Raw genomic sequence first — 17,733 nt, 5'->3', positions numbered from 1 at the left:
TATTGATTACCTGTTTAATTTAAACGATCGGAAACTCCGTTTTGATATGCGAAGTGGCTACTGAAAACTATCGCTTTCTGGCCATCATGATGCCATCCCTGATCGGGAAAAGCACGTTTTCTACCCGGTCGTCATTTTGGATCATTTTATTGAAATCCAAAATGGCCTGTGTGGATTTATCGGCTTTTCCAGCATGATCTTGAATTACTTTTCCGGACCAAAGGACATTGTCTGCAAGAATCAACCCCCCGGGATTTACCTTATCGATGATCATATTATAATAATTGGAATAATTCCTTTTGTCAGCATCAATAAATACCATGTCAAACATTTTATCAATTGCAGGGATGAGTTTCATCGCATCACCCAGTAGGTACTGTATTTGGCTATCCAGTCCAGAAGCTTTAAAGTAGGCCCTTACCATTTCCTCCAGTTCATCATTTTTGTCAATGGTGATGATTTTCCCCCCATTGTCCAGGCCCCTTGCCATGCAAATGGCCGAGTAGCCCGTGTAAGTTCCTATCTCAAGTATGGTTTTGGGACGCTGCATTTTGGTGAAAAGCTCTAACGTCTTGCCTTGAAGGTGGCCGGACAGCATCCGTGGCATCATTACTTTCGCGTGGGTGTCACGAGAGATCTGTTGAAGCAGTTTATCTTCAGCAGTCGTGTGTTCTTGGCAATAATGTAAAAGGTCCTCGCTAATAAATTCCATTTTCTAGTGGGGTAAATAAGTGAGAAAACTAAGCTCATCCTCTCTGAAAATTTCATTGGCTATCTGCAGGAGTTCTTCAGAGGTGGTGCTTCGTATGATATTGAAAATGTGGTCCAGAGAATCGATACGGCCTTTGTCCAGAAGGCTTTTGCCAAACACAAGCATGAGCGCGGCGTGATTTTCCTCGGCCATGGCCATCTGCCCGATGGTCTGTTCCTTGGCCATGTGGAGTTGCAGCGTGCCCAGTTTTTTTTCTCTCAGTCGTTTGAGCTCACGCAATACCAGTTTTTGGGCTTTTTTAAACGTTTTTTCCTCAGTACCATAAAATATACCAATAAAACCCGTGTCTTTATACACTTGGTAGGCAGATTCTACACTATAAACGTATCCATATTTTTCCCTTAAGGCAAGGTTTAAACGGGAATTCATGCTGGGACCTCCAAGAATATTGTTCAGCAGGTAAAGTTTGTAGCGGTCGGGATGGTAGAGTGAATAGGCCGGCTTTCCGATAGCGCAATGGGCTTGGCTGATTTCTTTATGGACTTCTTCGCGTTTTGGCTGATAATGCGCAAAATCACTTCTTCTGTACAGGCTTTTTTTTGTAGGTATCTCGTTTAGCTTTGGTTCCAGTTGTCGGAGTACTTTTTGGAAAGAGATATTGCCTACTACCGAAAAGACGATTTTTGAGGTGTCCATTCTGGTGGAGATAAAATCAAAGAAATCGTTTTGGCAAAAACTCGCTACTGTCTCTTCCGTACCCAAAATATTTCTTCCTAAGGAATGGTTTTGGAAAACGACTTCATCAAATTCATCTTGGATGGCATCATCAGGAGAATCCCGATACATGGCCATTTCCTCCAAGATGACCTGACGTTCTTTCTCGATTTGCTTTACAGGAAAGGTACTGTGGAATGTAATGTCAAACAGCAGCTCGGCTGCTTTGTTGAAATGCTCTTTTAATATGGATGAATAGAAGCAAATTTTTTCCTTGGTCGTGTAAGCGTTTAGCTCGCCACCTACCGACTCCAATCGATTCAAAATATGAAAGGACTTTCGCTTTTGGGTACCTTTAAAAGCCATGTGCTCCCAAAAATGGGCAAGCCCAGCCTGTTCTTTCGCCTCGTCCCTGCTGCCGATATCCAAGATAAATCCACAATGGACCAATCTGGTGTGTGTCACTTCCTGGTGAACAATGCGGATACCATTTGGCAACGCTTTGATGTTGTATGACATGTTTTGTTTACTTTCAAACTTGAAATTACAAAAATAATGTACTTTATCAGGATATTTTTTTCATCGTCTTTAATATGTTAGTTTTAAGGATATAATAATGGGGAACAGTCCCTGGTTATGGATCAAACAAACAATATGCATCCCGCAAAAGACGAGTTAAAGGCTACTTTAATTATATCGGTTTATAAAAACACTACTTTCCTAAAGGCCGTACTGGATTCACTGGTGGGCCAAACTGACAATCGGTTTGAAGTGATAATCTCTGAGGATGGTGATTCGGATGAAATGAAGGGGTTTGTGCATCACTATTCCTTTCAGCATCCTGTTCAGCATCTGACCAGGGAGGATAGCGGTTGGCAGAAAAACCAGGCGCTTAATGAAGCTATCAGGGCGGCCAATACCAATTGGCTGGTGTTTATTGATGGGGACTGTGTGCTCCATCCTAGGTTTATGGAGTTTCATGTCAAAAATTCCAGTCCAACTACCATCCTTGCCGGAAAACGGATTAAGCTTGACCCCGAAACGACAAAGTTGTTGCTGGAGGGATCCGTCAGACCAAATCAAATGAATGCTTATTTGCGGAAGCATTTTAAAAAAATCAAAAACAGCGGAGGCGAGTTTGTGGAAGAGGGATTTTTCATTGACCCTAAAGGGCTTTTGGGAATGGTAATGGGCACACGGAAGATGAGACATTTGAAAGGCTGTAATATGTCCTTTCACAGGGATGCGATTTATGCCATTAATGGATTCGATGAAGCTTATACACGCCCAGCAGTCGGGGAAGATGCCGATCTCCTCTGGCGATTTAAAGGGCTGGGGTATCAATTGGGCTCGGTGAGGAATTTGGCTGTCCAATATCATTTGCATCACAAAGAAAGCTGGACCGACCAAGAGGAAAACCTGCAGATCATGAATGAGAACATGGCGGCCAAGAAATATGTGTGTACGGATGGGTTGGTAAAGAAGCCTTGAAGAGAGGACAGGCCAATATCCAATATGATTTTAGGGGCTTTTTCGCACCAATTATGGTGTGCTAAACGATATAAAAACACAAAGCAATGAGATATCAACCACTAAGCAATACTTTTTATATTGCAACCCGCTTCAAGTTGGCCGGGAAGATGAAGCCAAACTCCGTTGCCATTTTAAATGCCAATGATCTAATGCCTACCAATGCCGATGGTACGATGAAGTTCAGGCAAAATAATGATTTATTTTACCTCAGTGGTATCGATCAGGAAGAAACGATCCTGTTGATTTGCCCTGATTTTCCCAATGAGATGATGCGGGAGGTCCTGTTTGTACGGGAAACGAATGCGGAAATTGCCGTTTGGGAAGGGAATAAGCTGAGCAAGAAAGAAGCAAGTGGGCTGTCTGGTGTGAAAACGGTACGCTGGACTTCCGAGTTTGACCAGGTGTTGCGGAGTGTTTTGACTCATGTGGACCATATTTACCTCAATACAAATGAACACCGTGGAGCTTCAAATGAAGTGGAATCAAGAGATGCTCGGTTTATGAAGCGACTAAAGGGAGCATATCCGCTTCACCAGTATGAGCGACTGGCACCATTGATGGGGGAGCTGCGGTCGGTCAAGGCACCGGATGAAATCACCCAACTGCAGAGGGCTTGTGATATTACAGAGAAGGGGTTTAGAAGGGTGCTGGAGTTCGTGAGGCCAGGAGTAAAGGAATATGAGATTGAAGCAGAATACCTGCATGAATTTGTATGTCGTGGCAGTAAGGGATTTGGCTATGAGCCCATTGTCGGTTCTGGCCCCAATTCCTGTGTACTGCATTACCTAGAGAATGATCAGGTATGCCAATCGGGTGACTTGATTCTGATGGACGTAGGAGCAGAATATGGGAATTATAACGCCGACATGACCCGCACGATTCCTGTAAATGGCCGGTTCACACCAAGGCAACGTGCAGTATATGATGCGGTGCTCCGCGTTATGAGGGAGGCAGAAAAAATTCTCAGGCCGGGAGTGCTGCTCCAAGAGTATCAAAAGGAAGTGGGCAGGTTAATGGAGTCTGAGTTGATCGGACTGGACCTGCTGGACAAGCACGATGTACGCAAGCAGGATCCCTCCAACCCGCTCTACCGGAAATACTTTATGCATGGTACATCGCATCCTCTTGGCTTGGATGTGCATGATGTGGGATCGGTCTATGCGCCCGTAAAGACAGGGATGGTCTTTACCATAGAGCCCGGAATCTATATCCGTGAGGAGTCGATAGGCATAAGGTTGGAAAATAATTATGAAATCGGTGAGGAAGGAAATACGGACTTGATGGCCGAGATCCCGATCGAAGTGGAAGCGATAGAGGGGCTGATGAATGGTGAGAAAGACCTTTGAATATAAGTTCTGATTGTCTAAAAAAAAACCGCAAGCTTTTAAGCCTGCGGTTCTTGTTTTATACTGTTTCGAGCATGAGTTACCCGATAGCTACTCTTTTGAAGTCCACGACTGTTAGGCCTTTGTTTACGCCGTCCAGGTACTGGGTAACGGATTTGCTGCTGTCTTTTACGAAAGACTGGCTCAGCAAGGTGTTTTCTTTATAGAACTTGTTCAGTTTGCCCATGGCGATCTTTTCGATCATTGCTTCAGGCTTGCCTTCCGCTTGAGCTTGCTCTTTACCTACAGCAATTTCTCTTTCTACTACTGCAGAATCTACACCGTCTTTATCCACGGCTACCGGATTCATGGCGGCGATTTGCATGGCTACGTCTTTGCCTGCTTCCTCTACCTCAGCACCACCCACGTTTTTCAGTGCTACCAGTACACCTAGTTTGCCATTGGAGTGGATATAAGGTACTACGGCTTCACCTTTGACGACCACGTAGTCGCTAATTTCGATTTTCTCACCGATCTTACCGGTCATTTCGATGATTTTTTCACCTACAGTGATATTTTCGAAAGGAAGGGCAAGGATCTCTTCTTTAGTTGAAGCTCCTTTTTCCACAGCCAATTCTAGAATTGCGTTCGCAAAAGCTACGAACTCTTCATTTTTGGCCACGAAGTCCGTTTCACAAGTAAGTGTCAATAGCACCCCTTCTGATTTGTCGGCACTTACACTAGTAACTACTACACCTTCTTTAGTTTCACGGTCTGCTCTGGAAGCGGATACCTTTTGTCCTTTTTTTCTTAAGATATCAACCGCTTTATCAAAATCTCCTTCAGCTTCGGTAAGGGCTTTTTTACAGTCCATCATACCGGCACCAGTCATTTGTCTTAGTTTGTTTACATCTTGTGCAGTAATAGCCATTGTTTGATATTTTTAATAGTGATGATGACTTATATAAAATGATCGTTTTTCCTCTCGGGTAAGGTTTAAACGAGTAGGCAATAACAAAAAAATTGAACATAGGTAGTTTACCGTATGTTCAATTTTCTGTTATCATTAAATCATAGTGGATTATTCTTTGGTTTCGGCGTCAGCAGCTTTCTTGGCTTCTTCCTCTTCAGAAAGTTTTGCTTCTTCTTTGTCTTTCTTCCTTTCAGAAAGTCCTTCTTCGATAGCAGAACCGACCGCTTTTACCAACAATGAAATGGATTTGAATGCATCGTCATTGGCAGGGATTGGAAAATCCGCTTCTCCAGGATTGGAGTTAGTATCTACCAAAGCGAAAACAGGGATACCAAGCTTTTTGGCTTCGGCAATCGCAATGTGTTCTCTTTTGATGTCCACTACAAATAGCGCTGCAGGAAGACGTGTAAGGTCGGCAATACCGCCAAGTACGTTTTCAAGTTTTTCTCGCTGTCTGGTGATCATCAAGCGTTCCTTTTTCGCCAAGTTGGTATAAGACTCTTCTTTCATCAACTTGTCAATGGAAGACATCTTTTTAAGTGACTTACGGATAGTGGCAAAGTTGGTCATCATACCACCTAACCATCTTTCGGTCACGAAAGGCATTTTAAGTCTTGCTGCTTCTTCAGCTACCAGGTCCTTAGCTTGTTTTTTGGTCGCCACGAACATCACTTTTTTGCCGGAGCGTACGATTTGCTTGAGTGCGTTGGATGCTTCATCAAGGCACACGAGCGTTTTGTTCAGATCAATGATATGGATACCGTTCTTCTCCATGAAGATATACGGTGCCATTCTAGGATCCCACTTTCTTGTTAAGTGTCCAAAGTGAACACCAGCATCCAGTAAGTCTTTATATTCGATTTTAGCCATTTAAATATGTATGTTTTATAAAGTACTTTAGTAATTTCCAGATTAACGCTTGGAGAACTGGAATCTTCTTCTTGCTTTTCTGCGTCCTGGTTTCTTACGTTCAACCATTCTTGGGTCTCTGGTAAGGAATCCTTCTTTCTTCAATGGGCTTCTGTGCTCCTCATTGATTTCGCATAGGGCTCTGGCGATCGCCATTCTGGCAGCTTCCGCCTGTCCTTTGATACCACCACCGTCTACGGTGATTTTGATGTCGAATCCTTCAGCTTCGTTTACAAGTGTAAGCGGCTGTCTTACGACGATCTGGTGAAGGTCAAAAGGGAAATATGCTTCAATGCTTCTGTTATTAACAATGATTTCACCTTTGCCAGGCTTCATATAGATCCTCGCTACAGATGTCTTTCTTCTACCGATTGTATTGATAACTTCCATGGAATGATCAGATTAAAGTTTAACTGCTTTTGGTTGTTGAGCTTCGTGAGGATGTTCTGTGCCTTCATATACATAAAGGTTGGTGTACAACTTTCTTCCCAATCTGTTTTTGGGAAGCATTCCTCTTACGGCTTTCTCTACAAGGATTGCAGAAGACTTGCTTTTAAGGATCCTTGGGGTAGAGATTCTCTGACCACCTGGGTAGCCCGTGTGACGAACGTAAACCTTATCGTCCCACTTCTTTCCGGTCAATCTGATTTTGTCTGCGTTGATGACAATGACATTGTCTCCGCAGTCAACGTGAGGAGTGAAGCTAGGCTTGTTTTTTCCTCTTAAGATTTTCGCTACCTCACTTGCAAATCTACCAAGTACCATGGCTGAGGCATCCACTATCACCCAGTCTTTTTGTACGGTAGCACTGTTTGCTGATACGGTTTTATAGCTTAAAGTATCCACTGTGTAAATGTTTAATTATTAGCTTGTTAAATACATTTCGCCCTCAAAAAGGGACACAAAGATAGAAGGAATTCCGATTATATGCAAAATATCTTTGCCTTTACTGCCTAATTTTCACATGGATAGCGATTTTTTCTGTCCATTTTATCGTGAAAATCCTTTGTCGGTTATGGTCAGTCAGGAGTGGAATGGCCTGTCGGCTATTTCTTTTCCAGCTGTTTTACCAAGACCGCAAAATCCTTGGGGTACGGGGCGTTTACCTCTATGGGCTGTCCGTCCGTCCCTTCAAAGGAGATGGAATAAGCATGCAGTGAAACGCGTTGCATGATCGGTCGTTCTTCTGTTCCCTTCTTCAGGTTAAATTTTTTCTTAAGTCCTGAAAGGTATAGCGGCTTACCGCCGTACATTTCATCGCCACAGATAGGTGCTCCCAGATAAGCCAGGTGAACCCTGATCTGGTGTAGTCTTCCCGAAACCGGCCTGCATTCGATCAGTGAATGCATGGCATAGGTTTTTAGCGTGCTGAAGTAGGTCGTGGCGGGTTTTCCTTTGATACTTATCTTGGCTATGCCTTTATTGGTCGCGACCAAGTTTCTGTCCACGAGCTTGTGGTCATATTCATGGATTCCCTCTGCCACGGCATGATAGATTTTTTCGACTTTTCTGTGTTCAAATTGGATCGCAATATTACGGTATGCATCCGGATTCTTTGCAATAACCAAACATCCTGAAGTTTCCTTGTCCAATCGGTGACACATTTGGGCATCTGAAATGTAATCTTTGGCCAAGTGAAGGATGTTTTGTCTTTCATGCCTATCGTCTAAGGTCGATAAGTATGGAGGCTTATTGATGACGATATAGTCATCATTTTGAAACAGAATAAGATCTTCGAAATCTAACTTCTTCATACAGCCGGGCTAACACCTTTCAAATTTAAGGTGCAAAATTAGCTAAAATTACTGAACGGAAAAAATGTTAGCCAAAATAATGTTTGGTTACCAAACGGGAAAGGTTCCTGTCACCGTTTTGCAAAAAGGATTACTCTTCTGTGGCAGAGGCTTTCTTTTCCGATGGTAAGGTAAAACTAAAATTGGATCCCTTGCCCAAGGTGGAGGTTACCGAGATTTTGCTCTTGTGGCCTTCGAGGATGTGTTTTACAATAGCCAGCCCTAGGCCTGTACCGCCCATTTCCCGAGAACGGCTCTTGTCCACCCTGTAAAACCGTTCGAAAATGCGTTTGATGTCTTCCGGTGGAATGCCAAGCCCATTGTCCTTGATATCTATCTTGATATGGTTTTTGGTGGATTTTACATGAATTATAGCCTCGCCACCTTCATGGTTGTATTTTATGGCATTGGAGATGAGGTTTTGGCAGACGCGGTAGATTTTGTCTTTGTCCGCTTTGGTGAAGTAGGATTTCTCTGGATTGTATTTAAAGCGGATATTGACGTGCCTTTTCTCCGCTTTATTTTCAAGCTGCTCCAACACTTCTTCGATCAGTGGGATCATATTAAAAACTTCATGGTTGAATTTGACCACTCCGCTTTCCATTTGGTTTAAGGTAAGAAGGTCCTGGACAAGGTTGTCAAGGTTGTTGAGGCTTTTGGCAGCACGTTTTAGGAATTTGTCCCGCACATTGACATCTTCCACGGCGCCGTCCAGCAGCGTATGGACATATCCCTGTGCAGCGAAAATCGGGGTTTTCAGTTCATGGGATATGTCCGCCACAAACTCCCTCCTGAAAGCAGCATTGCGCTGTAGTGTTTCGATTTCCTTATTTTTGGCAATAGCGTACGAATTTATCGTACTATTGATTTTTCTAAGGGGGGAGATGGAGGTTTTTCGGGGCTTGTCGGCTATTCCAGAGAGGTCCTTTTTTTGGATTTTCTCTAGTGCGCTGTATATGTTGCTGATTTCCTTAAAAATCAGGAATTCAAGGGTGAGGTTAATCAAAAGGTAAGAAATGGCGATGGTCAGCCCCCAAGCTACGGTCAATAGCATCGGGGTGGCATCGTCCAGCAATGAGAGGAAGGCAACAGTAAAGGCTGATATGGCGAAAGCCAGTACAAGCGATATTCCTCTAGATGTGGTAAGCATATTTAGTTGTTGTCAAACTTATAACCAACACCCTTTACCGTGGTGATATAGTGGTCTCCTATTTTTTCCCTTACTTTACGGATGTGGACATCCACTGTCCTTGCCAATACAAAAACATCCGCTCCCCAGATGTTCTGGAGCAATTCGTCCCTGCTAAAAACCATGTTGGGATTTTTGGCCAGAAAATAAAGCAGCTCAAATTCCTTCTTGGGAAGGGTAATGGTCTTGCCGTCTTGATCGATCGTAAAACTGCTCCTGTCTATGGTGAGGTCTTTTATCTTGATTTGGGAAACTTCCTGTTCTTTTTTTGATTCCCTCCTGAAGAGTGCCGCTATTCTACTGACCAATGCCCTTGGTTTGATGGGCTTGGTGATATAATCATCGGCCCCTACATCAAAAGCAGCGACTTCAGAATATTCTTCAGAGCGGGCAGTGAGGAATATGATAAAGGTGTTTTTGAGTTCCTCCATGTCCCTTATTTGCCGGCAGGTTTCGACTCCGTCTTGGTTCGGCATCATGATGTCCAGAAGGATGACGTCAGGCTTGAATTTACCAGCAGTTTGTACAGCTTTTACCCCGTCACTTGCCGAGGCCACTTCGTAACCTTCCTTTTCAAGGTTATAAGTTAAAATTTCAATAATATCTGGTTCGTCATCTACTACCAGAACTTTGATTTTTGGTTTGTCACTCATTTGACTTTGCCTGTTTAATGTTCTTTAAAGCACTGCTAATTTAGAAAAACTATCAAAAGAAATAACTTTATTTAGGGAAAAAGGCTTGTTGTCCAATAGAATGTTTTGCTGAAACTTGATGTTGTTAATTTAATATTAAGTGAGTATTATCTACTTGTTACGTAAACCACTGGCTTGTGTTATTTCCATGTTAAGAGATCCGACGACCAGTTCCGCTTCTACTTTGATCGGGATCCTGTTTTTGTCATTGGTGATCCACATTTTTATGGGGTTTTCACCGCTGAACAGTTTGTTGCTGGGCATCACTGGCGAGATGACAATAGTATCAAATTCCCCGATTTTGGTGGATACCCGATCCCTGCCTTCATAGACCATCTTCATGTCATAGGTTTTTTCGTCAAAGAATCCTTTGATATCAATGACGTCACCTTTTTTGTACAGTCTGTAATCAAGATGGCGCATATAATAAAATCCGCTGACGATATCCTGGATTCCGGACTGAATGTCAAACTCTTTGGTTGATTTTATCCTTCTGTTTTCCTTGTCGTACTCTTTTACCGTTGCAGTGCCTTCCTGATGGTCAAAGTCGATGACTTCATGCTTGCGGTATCCCCCTTCCTCAATATGCCTATATGAGCGATAGGGGATGTTTTGGGCCGTGTCCATCATGGTGCCCCAATTATCCTTTACTTTAAATATGCTAAAAATACTTAGCGTTTTGCCGTAAACATCGATCTTATATGCAGGACGGCCATTTATAGTATGGATGTTGTCATCTATTATCATTTTGGCCTCCGCTGCATTGAAAAAAAGATACTTTACCTTAAAAGTAAGCTTTTCGCCTTCTTTGTAGGGTTTGGTGAATTGTTGGCCGTGCGTGTTGGTGTAAATGGCAACAATAAAGAAGGGAATTAAAAATAATCTTATGATCAAGGGCATAAATGAAATGTTACTTTTTAAGTCTAAATTCAAAAGTTATACCAAATCTACTGTCACCGTATAATACAAAATCCTAATTTAATAAAACGGCATAACAAAACAATGGTTGTGATGAAAGTTGATATTCAGATAGCGAATGTTTACTTTCACATAATATTTTAATACACCTTCGATTCTTTGAGTATATGAGTGAAAATACAGAAAAATTAAAAGCGCTTCAGCTTACAATGGATAAGTTGGAAAAGACCTACGGAAAAGGTACGGTCATGAAGTTGAGTGATAATTCGGTAGTCGATGTTCCAACCATTTCTACAGGTTCACTCGGGTTGGATATGGCATTGGGTGTAGGTGGTATCCCCAGGGGAAGGGTCATAGAGGTCTATGGTCCGGAATCTTCCGGTAAGACTACACTGGCCATGCATTGCATCGCAGAGGCGCAAAAAAAAGGCGGAATGGCAGCAATCATTGATGCTGAGCATGCCTTTGATAAATCTTATGCAGAAAAACTGGGGATCGATACTGAAAACCTGCTTATTTCCCAGCCTGACAATGGAGAACAGGCGTTGGAAATTGCCGAACACCTGATCCGTTCAGGAGCCTTGGACATTATCGTGATCGACTCTGTGGCAGCTTTGGTGCCAAAGGGCGAGCTGGAAGGAGAGATGGGGGATAGCAAAATGGGACTTCAAGCGAGGTTGATGTCCCAGGCACTTCGAAAACTGACGGGCGCTATTAATAAGACTGGTTGCGCCTGCATCTTCATCAACCAGCTAAGGGACAAAATCGGTGTGATGTTCGGTAGCCCCGAAACCACTACCGGTGGTAATGCACTGAAATTCTATGCTTCTGTTAGGCTGGACATCAGAAGGATCGGCCAGATCAAAGAGAGTGCAGACAATGTCCTCGGTAATCGTACCAAAGTAAAGGTGGTCAAAAACAAAGTGGCACCTCCATTTAAAGTAGTGGAATTTGACATCATGTATGGTCAAGGGATTTCCAAAGTGGGCGAGATCATCGATCTTGGAGTGGAGTTTGATATCGTGAAGAAGGCAGGATCTTGGTTCTCCTATGATGGTAACAAGCTGGGCCAAGGGCGAGATGCCGTCAAAAATCTCCTACTGGACAATCCAGAGCTGATGGAGGAGCTTGAGGTCAAGATCAAAGCAAAAGCGGGCCTCGGTGGTGAAGTGGAGGAAGAGCCCGTGAAGGAATAGCCATTAACGTAATTATTGATTTACTGTAAAAAAGGACACCTTAAATTGTTAAGGTGTCCTTTTTCCTTTTTAAAGTAGGAAGTCAAGTGGGAATGATCCCTGGCGTTACACAGCTGGTTGAATGAAAACAGTATGTGATAAAGTGATGAAAATAGTATGGAATACGGAGGAAGCGCTCCGGATTTCGGGGTGATGGTCAGAGCGAGTTACCAATTCCCTGAGATAAGTTTGTACAGTGATCTGGACTTGATGACTGGGTCGGGGTATCTTAGGACTATACTTGGAGTAGCGTTACGACTGTGAAGAGGAATAGATGAAGTTCTAATTTAAATAAATGCACTTTTCTTAGTAGCGTTTTTGATCTCAACAGGATTGGATGCCCAGGCTCCCCAAAGGGTGGAGTCTGGGCTTGGTGTATGGGATGTCTTGGTCAAGAAGTGCGGAAAAAACGCCAAGTTTGTCAGGATAGGGCATCGGTTTGATACTGCCGTTTCCGTACTTCTATTTTCAGGCCTTTATCAATTTGTTCTGATCGCTTCTACAGGATCCATTCTTGCGGCAATTCCTGCGGGAACAACCCCCGAAAGCATGCCTATGACCATGGAAAGGCCGATGCCTAAGATCATGTTTTTGGCGGACATGAATATTTCCAATGAGCCAAGGGGTACGAAGGTGATGGCAAATACCAGCACTAGGCCTGCCAACCCGCCAAAGAGACTCAAAAAGGTGGATTCAAAGAGGAATTGTAGCAGGATGAAATAATTTTTGGCTCCTAGGGACTTTTGAATGCCGATAATATTGGTTCGCTCGCGGACGGAAACGAACATAATATTTGCGATCCCAAATCCACCTACCAAGATGGAAAAGCCTCCAATTACTGCTCCCGCGATGCTGATAACATCGAAGATGGCGCCAATGGCATTTTGGATAAATTCAGATTTGTTTAAAGCAAAATTATCTTCTTCCGTCGGCTTTAGGCCTCTTTTGCCGCGGAGCAACCCTGTCATCTCATTTTCCAGGGCGATCAATCCATCGTCGCTATCCATTCCCTTGGCAGCGATGGTCGGTTCCACACCCCATCTGCCCAAGTAGTACATTTTTCCGAAAGAGCCAAAAGGAATCAGGCATGCATCGTCCTTGGAGGGGAGGTCAAAGAGCCCTTCGCCTTCTTCTTCCAAGAGGCCGATGACTACGAATTTTTGGCCTTTGATTTTCATTTCTTTGCCGACAGCGTCACCTTCTGGAAAGAGGGCATCGGCTATTTTGGCACCGAGCACGGTGACATTTCTGGCAGCGGTGATTTCCAGCTCGGTAAAAAAGCGTCCATCGACCACTGGTACGTCATATACTTCTTTGTGGTCAAACACCACGCCTTCCAGATTGGCCCCTTCAAAGGAGCTGCTGCCTCGTTTAAGGGTGGCTGAGGCTGATGCGGAGATGGTGATGGCTTCAGCGTTTTGCAACCGGTCTTTTAGGAAGACAAACTCGCTATAGTTGGCGGGGGGCCTTCGGAAGTACCTCCACCATGGATATTCGCCAGGTCCGGATGAAAAAGGGAAGCGATCTACCCTTAAAACATTGGTGCCAAGGAACGAAAAGCTGGATTTAATGTTTTTCTCTAAGGAATCTACTAAAGTAAAAACTGCAATAATGGCAAATATCCCGATTGTTACGCCCAAAAGCGACAATACTGTCCGTGTCAAGTTGGACCGTAAAGCTTGCAATGCAAACCGGAAACTCTCCCAAATAAGTTTGAAAATGATCACCCGATAAAATTTTGTTTAAAAACTATTTGACAATATAGGTAGATTTCGCTATAATTCTTATTAACTTTGCGGTTTTTACGATCTATTCGTAAATCAAAATATTCATCATATTTCTCTTAAAAATACATATGAAATTATCAGATTTCAAATTCGAAGTTCCTAAAAAACTCATTTCTTTATACCCATCGGACAACAGGGACGAATCCCGACTGATGGTAGTGCACAGAGACACTGGCAAGATAGAGCACAGGATTTTCAAGGACATTATTGAATATTTTGATGAGGGGGATGTCTTTGTGACCAATAATACGAAGGTCTTTCCTGCTCGCCTTTACGGAAACAAAGAGAAGACAGGAGCGAAAATCGAGGTTTTCCTGCTGCGAGAATTAAACCAGGAGTTGAGGCTTTGGGATGTTTTGGTCGATCCAGCCAGAAAAATCCGTGTAGGCAATAAACTTTATTTTGGTGACAGCGATTTGGTCGCAGAGGTGATTGACAATACTACCTCCAGAGGCCGTACCATACGGTTTTTGTTTGATGGTACAGATGAGGAATTTTATAAGACCATCGATACACTGGGAGAGACGCCTATTTTGAAGGATTTCATTGATAGGAAAGTGGAGGAAGAAGATAGGGAACGCTATCAGACGATCTATGCAGAGCACGTAGGAGCGGTGGCAGCACCTACGGCCGGGCTGCATTTTACGCCCCACTTGCTGAAAAGGTTAGAAATTAAGGGAGTGGAGGTATCACCGATTACCCTGCATATTGGATTGGGGACCTTCCGCCAAGTGGATGTGGAGGATCTTACCAAGCACAAAATGGATTCTGAAAACTATGACATTCCCGAAAAAACGGTAGATCTGGTAAACGAGGCCATTGACACTAAAAAACGGGTCGTAGCGGTAGGGACTACCTCTTTGAAGACTGTGGAGTCTTCCGTGACCGCCAGCAATAGGCTCAAGCCTTCAAGCGGTTGGACGGATAAGTTTATCATTCCCCCTTATGAATTCAAGATTGCCAATGCGTTGATCACTAATTTCCATTTGCCGGAATCAACATTGCTGATGACTACGGCAGCATTTGGCGGCTATGATCTGATCATGAAGGCATATAAAGAAGCGGTAAAGGAAAAATACAGGTTCTTTTCCTATGGAGATGCCATGTTGATATTGTAAAAATAAAAAGGCGCTGATAAGGCGCCTTTTTAGTTGATGTATTCTTCATCAAAGGATAACACTTTGTAAATGCCGTTTTTTTAAGAATAAACTACTTTTGCGGGCGAAAGCTAAACGAGTTTTATGAATAAAGCAGCGATTATCGTAGCAGGAGGAAGAGGGACACGTATGGGGTCACCCATCCCGAAACAGTATTTGGAGATAGGTGGCAAGCCTGTTTTGATGCATACCTTGGAAGTTTTTTATCAATTGGATCCGTCCATGAAAATTATACTGGTAATACCAGCAGTGGATTTTTCATTTTGGGAAGAGCTATGCCAAAAATTTGAGTTTAAGGTTTCCCATGAAGTAGTGGCTGGGGGGAAGTCCCGCTTTCAGTCCGTAAAAAATGGACTGGACAGTCTGGAATGGGAGGAAGGCTTGGTGGCTATTCACGACGGCGTTCGTCCTTTTGTCTCACCAGAGGTGGTGAGTTTGAGTTTCGAGAAAGCCCAAGAGCATGGAAGTGCTATAGCCGTTGTTCCTCTTAAGGATTCCATCCGTAAGCTCACTGATGAGAATAAGTCCTTTTATCAGGAAAGGCAATATTTCCGGTTGGTACAGACCCCGCAGACGTTTGACTTGAAAATGATCAAACAAGCCTTTGATGTGACAGAATTGCATCATTTTACAGATGATGCGACCGTATATGAGCATCAGGGGTGGCAAGTGCACCTCATCGCCGGAAATCCCGAGAATATTAAGATCACTACTCCAGAGGATATGGAGTACGCCCAGTTTTTACTCCAAAGGAATGGGGGAGAATGACCGGTTAAGTAAGGTAGGGATATCGTAACTTTATGGATACTGGAAAGGGGGGTGCTGATTTGTTTACCTTAAAAATCCACCCGTTTACCGAGTTTTTGGTACTTACTGCCTAAAAGGTGGCTGATGTTTTTATAAGTTAAAGTAATTTTAGTACAACGTTGAATTTTGAACTAATTTACTATAACTATGAAAAAAACATTTGGACGTGGAGACGGAGGAAGGGTAACCACTGGATTGATCGTGCTTGCAGTAGGGATGTTCCTGTTGGTGCGGCAATTGGGCGTAATGGTTCCGGGATGGATATTCAGTTGGCCTATGATCTTTGTGGCGGTCGGACTTATTACCTTGTCCAAGCACAACTTTCAGAGTGGCTTTGGCTTTTTTATGATTCTTTTTGGGGGCTTTTTTCTCCTTAAGAACGAACTTGACATTCCTTTTGATATCGAGAGGTATCTTGTGCCCGGGGGGCTGATTTTACTGGGCTTGTTTTTATTGGCGACCAAAAACAGGAAGGTTTTCAATGACTTTGGTAATTGGCAGGGGGGGCAGAAAATCTACCCTGGAGGAAATACGGGGAAAGGATCTTCTTTTACATCCGATGAGGGATCCTTCGGCAGTTCACAAGCATTTACTTCCGAGCAATCTGACATGGTCAATTCCCAAGCACTTTTTTGTGGTATTCAAAAGAGGATTCTTTCCAAGAATTTTAAGGGCGGCAAAGTCTCTGCGATCTTTGGCGGTACAGAAATAGACCTTACACAAGCTGACTTGTCCGAAAATGCCGTCTTAAGCGTAGAGGTAGCCTTTGGAGGAGTAAAGCTTTTGATGCCACCCCACTGGGACTTGAAGATGGGGGTGACCAATATCTTTGCCGGGGTAGAGGATAAGCGGATGTATCCCCAGGCTACGGGTGAATCGAATAAGGTCCTGACGATCACAGGGACGGTGTTGTTTGGTGGGCTGGAGATCAAATCCTATTAGGGTAAAGGTATGGTCAGTAGGCTGTTGAAAACGTCGTATGGTTGGCTAAAGTTGATCGTTATATTGGCTTTGTTGGGTGCTCTAAACGCCTTCCTGCTGATGGTCTATGGTATCGATTTTAGTGTGAGCATTCTCGATAGTTTTGTGGTGGTCCTGTTGTCGTTTTCAGGGGTAATGCTGCTGGAGAACATATTCAGGTTTTATCAGCCTAAAAAAGCCAATTCATGGTTGTGGATAGCCGTACCACTGATGCTTGGAGGAATGGTGGTGTTTTTTGGGGAGATGGCGCTAGAGCAGCTGATGAAGTCAAAAACGGAGTATTTGATGTTCCTCCAGGATGTACGCTTGGTGCGGGGAGCATTTGTGTTATTGCTTTTTGGGGCATATACCGGTCTGTTGGTCATTGGAGGTTTGCTGGAGGATCAGCTTGAAGCCAGAAAGCGGGCTGAGATGATCGATAAGCTGTCAAAGGAAGCGGAGCTTTACCATCTCCGCCAGCAACTACAGCCCCATTTCCTGTTTAACAGCCTGAATTCCATCAGTGCCCTAGTGAAGCGCCAGCCTGATAAAGCCCGGGAAATGGTTTTGCAGTTGTCAGCGTTTTTGAGGGGGACGATTCGTAAAGATCAACTGGAATGGGTAAGTGTAAGGGAAGAAATGAAGTCGCTAAGGCTTTTCGTTGAGATAGAAATGGTAAGGTTTGGTCATCGTCTGGAGGTGGATTTTGTGGTAAGTGAAGAAGCGGAAGCCTCTCCATTGCCCTCATTGCTGATCCAGCCGCTGTTAGAAAATGCCGTCAAGCATGGGGTTTATGGGAGGACGGATAAAGTGCTTGTTAAGCTGGTCATCACCAAGCTCGGCAGCTATTTGAATGTCATGATCAGCAATCCATATGATCCAGAGGCGGTCAATTCCAATGGCAAGGGTTTTGGGCTTGAGTCTGTAAAAAGAAGGATGTACCTTTTGTTTGGCCGTCATGATTTGCTTCGCGTGGAAAAAACACCATCATTGTTTACCGTAAATTTAAACATACCCATAACAAAGTAA

The 17,733-nt window shown here is 43.6% G+C and carries 18 protein-coding genes; 7 read left to right on the top strand and 11 right to left on the bottom strand.

Annotation, left to right across the window (positions count from 1 at the left end; genetic code table 11):
• Positions 1-67: 67 nt before the first annotated feature.
• Complete coding sequence (locus FDP09_RS00250) at positions 68-712, bottom strand: O-methyltransferase (RefSeq protein ID WP_137400755.1); 645 nt, start codon at positions 710-712, stop codon at positions 68-70.
• A 3-nt stretch (positions 713-715) separates the two neighbouring features.
• Positions 716-1,945: a M16 family metallopeptidase gene (locus FDP09_RS00245; RefSeq protein ID WP_137400754.1), complete on the bottom strand. Its 1,230-nt coding sequence runs from the start codon at positions 1,943-1,945 to the stop codon at positions 716-718.
• 117 nt (positions 1,946-2,062) lie between these two features.
• Here FDP09_RS00245 and FDP09_RS00240 point away from each other — a divergent pair, with 117 nt between their 5' ends.
• Positions 2,063-2,917: a glycosyltransferase gene (locus FDP09_RS00240; RefSeq protein ID WP_229683470.1), complete on the top strand. Its 855-nt coding sequence runs from the start codon at positions 2,063-2,065 to the stop codon at positions 2,915-2,917.
• A gap of 86 nt (positions 2,918-3,003) precedes the next feature.
• Positions 3,004-4,305, top strand: a complete 1,302-nt coding sequence (locus FDP09_RS00235) for an aminopeptidase P N-terminal domain-containing protein (protein ID WP_137400753.1) — start codon at positions 3,004-3,006, stop codon at positions 4,303-4,305.
• 79 nt (positions 4,306-4,384) lie between these two features.
• On the opposite strand, the gene tsf is transcribed toward FDP09_RS00235, so the two are convergent.
• The 8 genes from tsf to FDP09_RS00195 all read right to left on the bottom strand — a co-directional run bounded on the left by tsf (position 4,385) and on the right by FDP09_RS00195 (position 10,740).
• The gene (gene tsf, locus FDP09_RS00230; RefSeq protein WP_137400752.1) at positions 4,385-5,215 is read right to left on the bottom strand and encodes a translation elongation factor Ts; all 831 of its coding nucleotides are present in this window, start codon (positions 5,213-5,215) and stop codon (positions 4,385-4,387) included.
• 150 nt (positions 5,216-5,365) lie between these two features.
• Positions 5,366-6,127: a 30S ribosomal protein S2 gene (rpsB, locus tag FDP09_RS00225; RefSeq protein WP_137400751.1), complete on the bottom strand. Its 762-nt coding sequence runs from the start codon at positions 6,125-6,127 to the stop codon at positions 5,366-5,368.
• A 42-nt stretch (positions 6,128-6,169) separates the two neighbouring features.
• A complete protein-coding gene (gene rpsI, locus FDP09_RS00220; RefSeq protein ID WP_137400750.1) occupies positions 6,170-6,556 on the bottom strand; it encodes a 30S ribosomal protein S9 in 387 nt (128 codons plus the stop codon).
• A gap of 12 nt (positions 6,557-6,568) precedes the next feature.
• Entirely contained in the window at positions 6,569-7,012 is a 444-nt protein-coding gene (gene rplM / locus FDP09_RS00215) for a 50S ribosomal protein L13 (protein WP_137400749.1), read from the bottom strand.
• 200 nt (positions 7,013-7,212) lie between these two features.
• Complete coding sequence (locus FDP09_RS00210) at positions 7,213-7,920, bottom strand: RluA family pseudouridine synthase (protein ID WP_137400748.1); 708 nt, start codon at positions 7,918-7,920, stop codon at positions 7,213-7,215.
• A 130-nt stretch (positions 7,921-8,050) separates the two neighbouring features.
• Positions 8,051-9,109: a sensor histidine kinase gene (locus tag FDP09_RS00205; protein ID WP_137400747.1), complete on the bottom strand. Its 1,059-nt coding sequence runs from the start codon at positions 9,107-9,109 to the stop codon at positions 8,051-8,053.
• A 2-nt stretch (positions 9,110-9,111) separates the two neighbouring features.
• Complete coding sequence (locus FDP09_RS00200) at positions 9,112-9,801, bottom strand: response regulator transcription factor (protein ID WP_137400746.1); 690 nt, start codon at positions 9,799-9,801, stop codon at positions 9,112-9,114.
• Between the two features lie 150 nt (positions 9,802-9,951).
• Complete coding sequence (locus FDP09_RS00195; RefSeq protein ID WP_137400745.1) at positions 9,952-10,740, bottom strand: DUF3108 domain-containing protein; 789 nt, start codon at positions 10,738-10,740, stop codon at positions 9,952-9,954.
• A gap of 185 nt (positions 10,741-10,925) precedes the next feature.
• On the opposite strand from FDP09_RS00195, the gene recA reads away from it, so the two are divergent.
• Positions 10,926-11,954 carry a recombinase RecA gene (gene recA / locus FDP09_RS00190; protein ID WP_137400744.1) on the top strand — a complete coding sequence of 343 codons (1,029 nt, stop codon included), beginning with the start codon at positions 10,926-10,928 and terminating at the stop codon, positions 11,952-11,954.
• Positions 11,955-12,472: 518 nt separating this feature from the next.
• On the opposite strand, the gene FDP09_RS00185 is transcribed toward recA, so the two are convergent.
• The gene (locus FDP09_RS00185; RefSeq protein WP_137400743.1) at positions 12,473-13,720 is read right to left on the bottom strand and encodes an ABC transporter permease; all 1,248 of its coding nucleotides are present in this window, start codon (positions 13,718-13,720) and stop codon (positions 12,473-12,475) included.
• A gap of 128 nt (positions 13,721-13,848) precedes the next feature.
• Here FDP09_RS00185 and queA point away from each other — a divergent pair, with 128 nt between their 5' ends.
• The 4 genes from queA (at position 13,849) to FDP09_RS00165 (ending at position 17,733) form a co-directional block, all read left to right on the top strand.
• Entirely contained in the window at positions 13,849-14,898 is a 1,050-nt protein-coding gene (gene queA / locus FDP09_RS00180) for a tRNA preQ1(34) S-adenosylmethionine ribosyltransferase-isomerase QueA (RefSeq protein WP_137400742.1), read from the top strand.
• Between the two features lie 123 nt (positions 14,899-15,021).
• Positions 15,022-15,705 (top strand): 2-C-methyl-D-erythritol 4-phosphate cytidylyltransferase, encoded by a 684-nt coding sequence (locus tag FDP09_RS00175; protein WP_137400741.1) that lies wholly within the window; start codon positions 15,022-15,024, stop codon positions 15,703-15,705.
• A gap of 186 nt (positions 15,706-15,891) precedes the next feature.
• Positions 15,892-16,686: a LiaF transmembrane domain-containing protein gene (locus tag FDP09_RS00170; protein ID WP_137400740.1), complete on the top strand. Its 795-nt coding sequence runs from the start codon at positions 15,892-15,894 to the stop codon at positions 16,684-16,686.
• A gap of 9 nt (positions 16,687-16,695) precedes the next feature.
• Positions 16,696-17,733 carry a sensor histidine kinase gene (locus FDP09_RS00165; RefSeq protein ID WP_137400739.1) on the top strand — a complete coding sequence of 346 codons (1,038 nt, stop codon included), beginning with the start codon at positions 16,696-16,698 and terminating at the stop codon, positions 17,731-17,733.

The organism is Echinicola rosea (assembly GCF_005281475.1).
Taxonomy (GTDB): Bacteria; Bacteroidota; Bacteroidia; order Cytophagales; family Cyclobacteriaceae; genus Echinicola; species Echinicola rosea.
The sequence above is the reverse complement of the archived record's forward strand: the minus strand, read 5'-3'. Positions and strand labels throughout refer to the sequence as shown.

What these genes read in the sequence shown, in the direction of transcription:
- FDP09_RS00175 (WP_137400741.1), top strand. Translation starts at nt 15,022, where the DNA reads ATGAATAAAGCAGCGATTATCGTAGCAGGAGGAAGAGGGACACGTATG.
- FDP09_RS00210 (WP_137400748.1), bottom strand. Translation starts at nt 7,920, where the DNA reads ATGAAGAAGTTAGATTTCGAAGATCTTATTCTGTTTCAAAATGATGAC.
- rpsI (WP_137400750.1), bottom strand. Translation starts at nt 6,556, where the DNA reads ATGGAAGTTATCAATACAATCGGTAGAAGAAAGACATCTGTAGCGAGG.
- tsf (WP_137400752.1), bottom strand. Translation starts at nt 5,215, where the DNA reads ATGGCTATTACTGCACAAGATGTAAACAAACTAAGACAAATGACTGGT.
- FDP09_RS00165 (WP_137400739.1), top strand. Translation starts at nt 16,696, where the DNA reads ATGGTCAGTAGGCTGTTGAAAACGTCGTATGGTTGGCTAAAGTTGATC.
- FDP09_RS00170 (WP_137400740.1), top strand. Translation starts at nt 15,892, where the DNA reads ATGAAAAAAACATTTGGACGTGGAGACGGAGGAAGGGTAACCACTGGA.
- FDP09_RS00235 (WP_137400753.1), top strand. Translation starts at nt 3,004, where the DNA reads ATGAGATATCAACCACTAAGCAATACTTTTTATATTGCAACCCGCTTC.
- FDP09_RS00195 (WP_137400745.1), bottom strand. Translation starts at nt 10,740, where the DNA reads ATGCCCTTGATCATAAGATTATTTTTAATTCCCTTCTTTATTGTTGCC.
- rpsB (WP_137400751.1), bottom strand. Translation starts at nt 6,127, where the DNA reads ATGGCTAAAATCGAATATAAAGACTTACTGGATGCTGGTGTTCACTTT.
- FDP09_RS00250 (WP_137400755.1), bottom strand. Translation starts at nt 712, where the DNA reads ATGGAATTTATTAGCGAGGACCTTTTACATTATTGCCAAGAACACACG.
- FDP09_RS00200 (WP_137400746.1), bottom strand. Translation starts at nt 9,801, where the DNA reads ATGAGTGACAAACCAAAAATCAAAGTTCTGGTAGTAGATGACGAACCA.
- FDP09_RS00240 (WP_229683470.1), top strand. Translation starts at nt 2,063, where the DNA reads ATGGATCAAACAAACAATATGCATCCCGCAAAAGACGAGTTAAAGGCT.
- recA (WP_137400744.1), top strand. Translation starts at nt 10,926, where the DNA reads ATGAGTGAAAATACAGAAAAATTAAAAGCGCTTCAGCTTACAATGGAT.
- queA (WP_137400742.1), top strand. Translation starts at nt 13,849, where the DNA reads ATGAAATTATCAGATTTCAAATTCGAAGTTCCTAAAAAACTCATTTCT.
- FDP09_RS00205 (WP_137400747.1), bottom strand. Translation starts at nt 9,109, where the DNA reads ATGCTTACCACATCTAGAGGAATATCGCTTGTACTGGCTTTCGCCATA.
- FDP09_RS00245 (WP_137400754.1), bottom strand. Translation starts at nt 1,945, where the DNA reads ATGTCATACAACATCAAAGCGTTGCCAAATGGTATCCGCATTGTTCAC.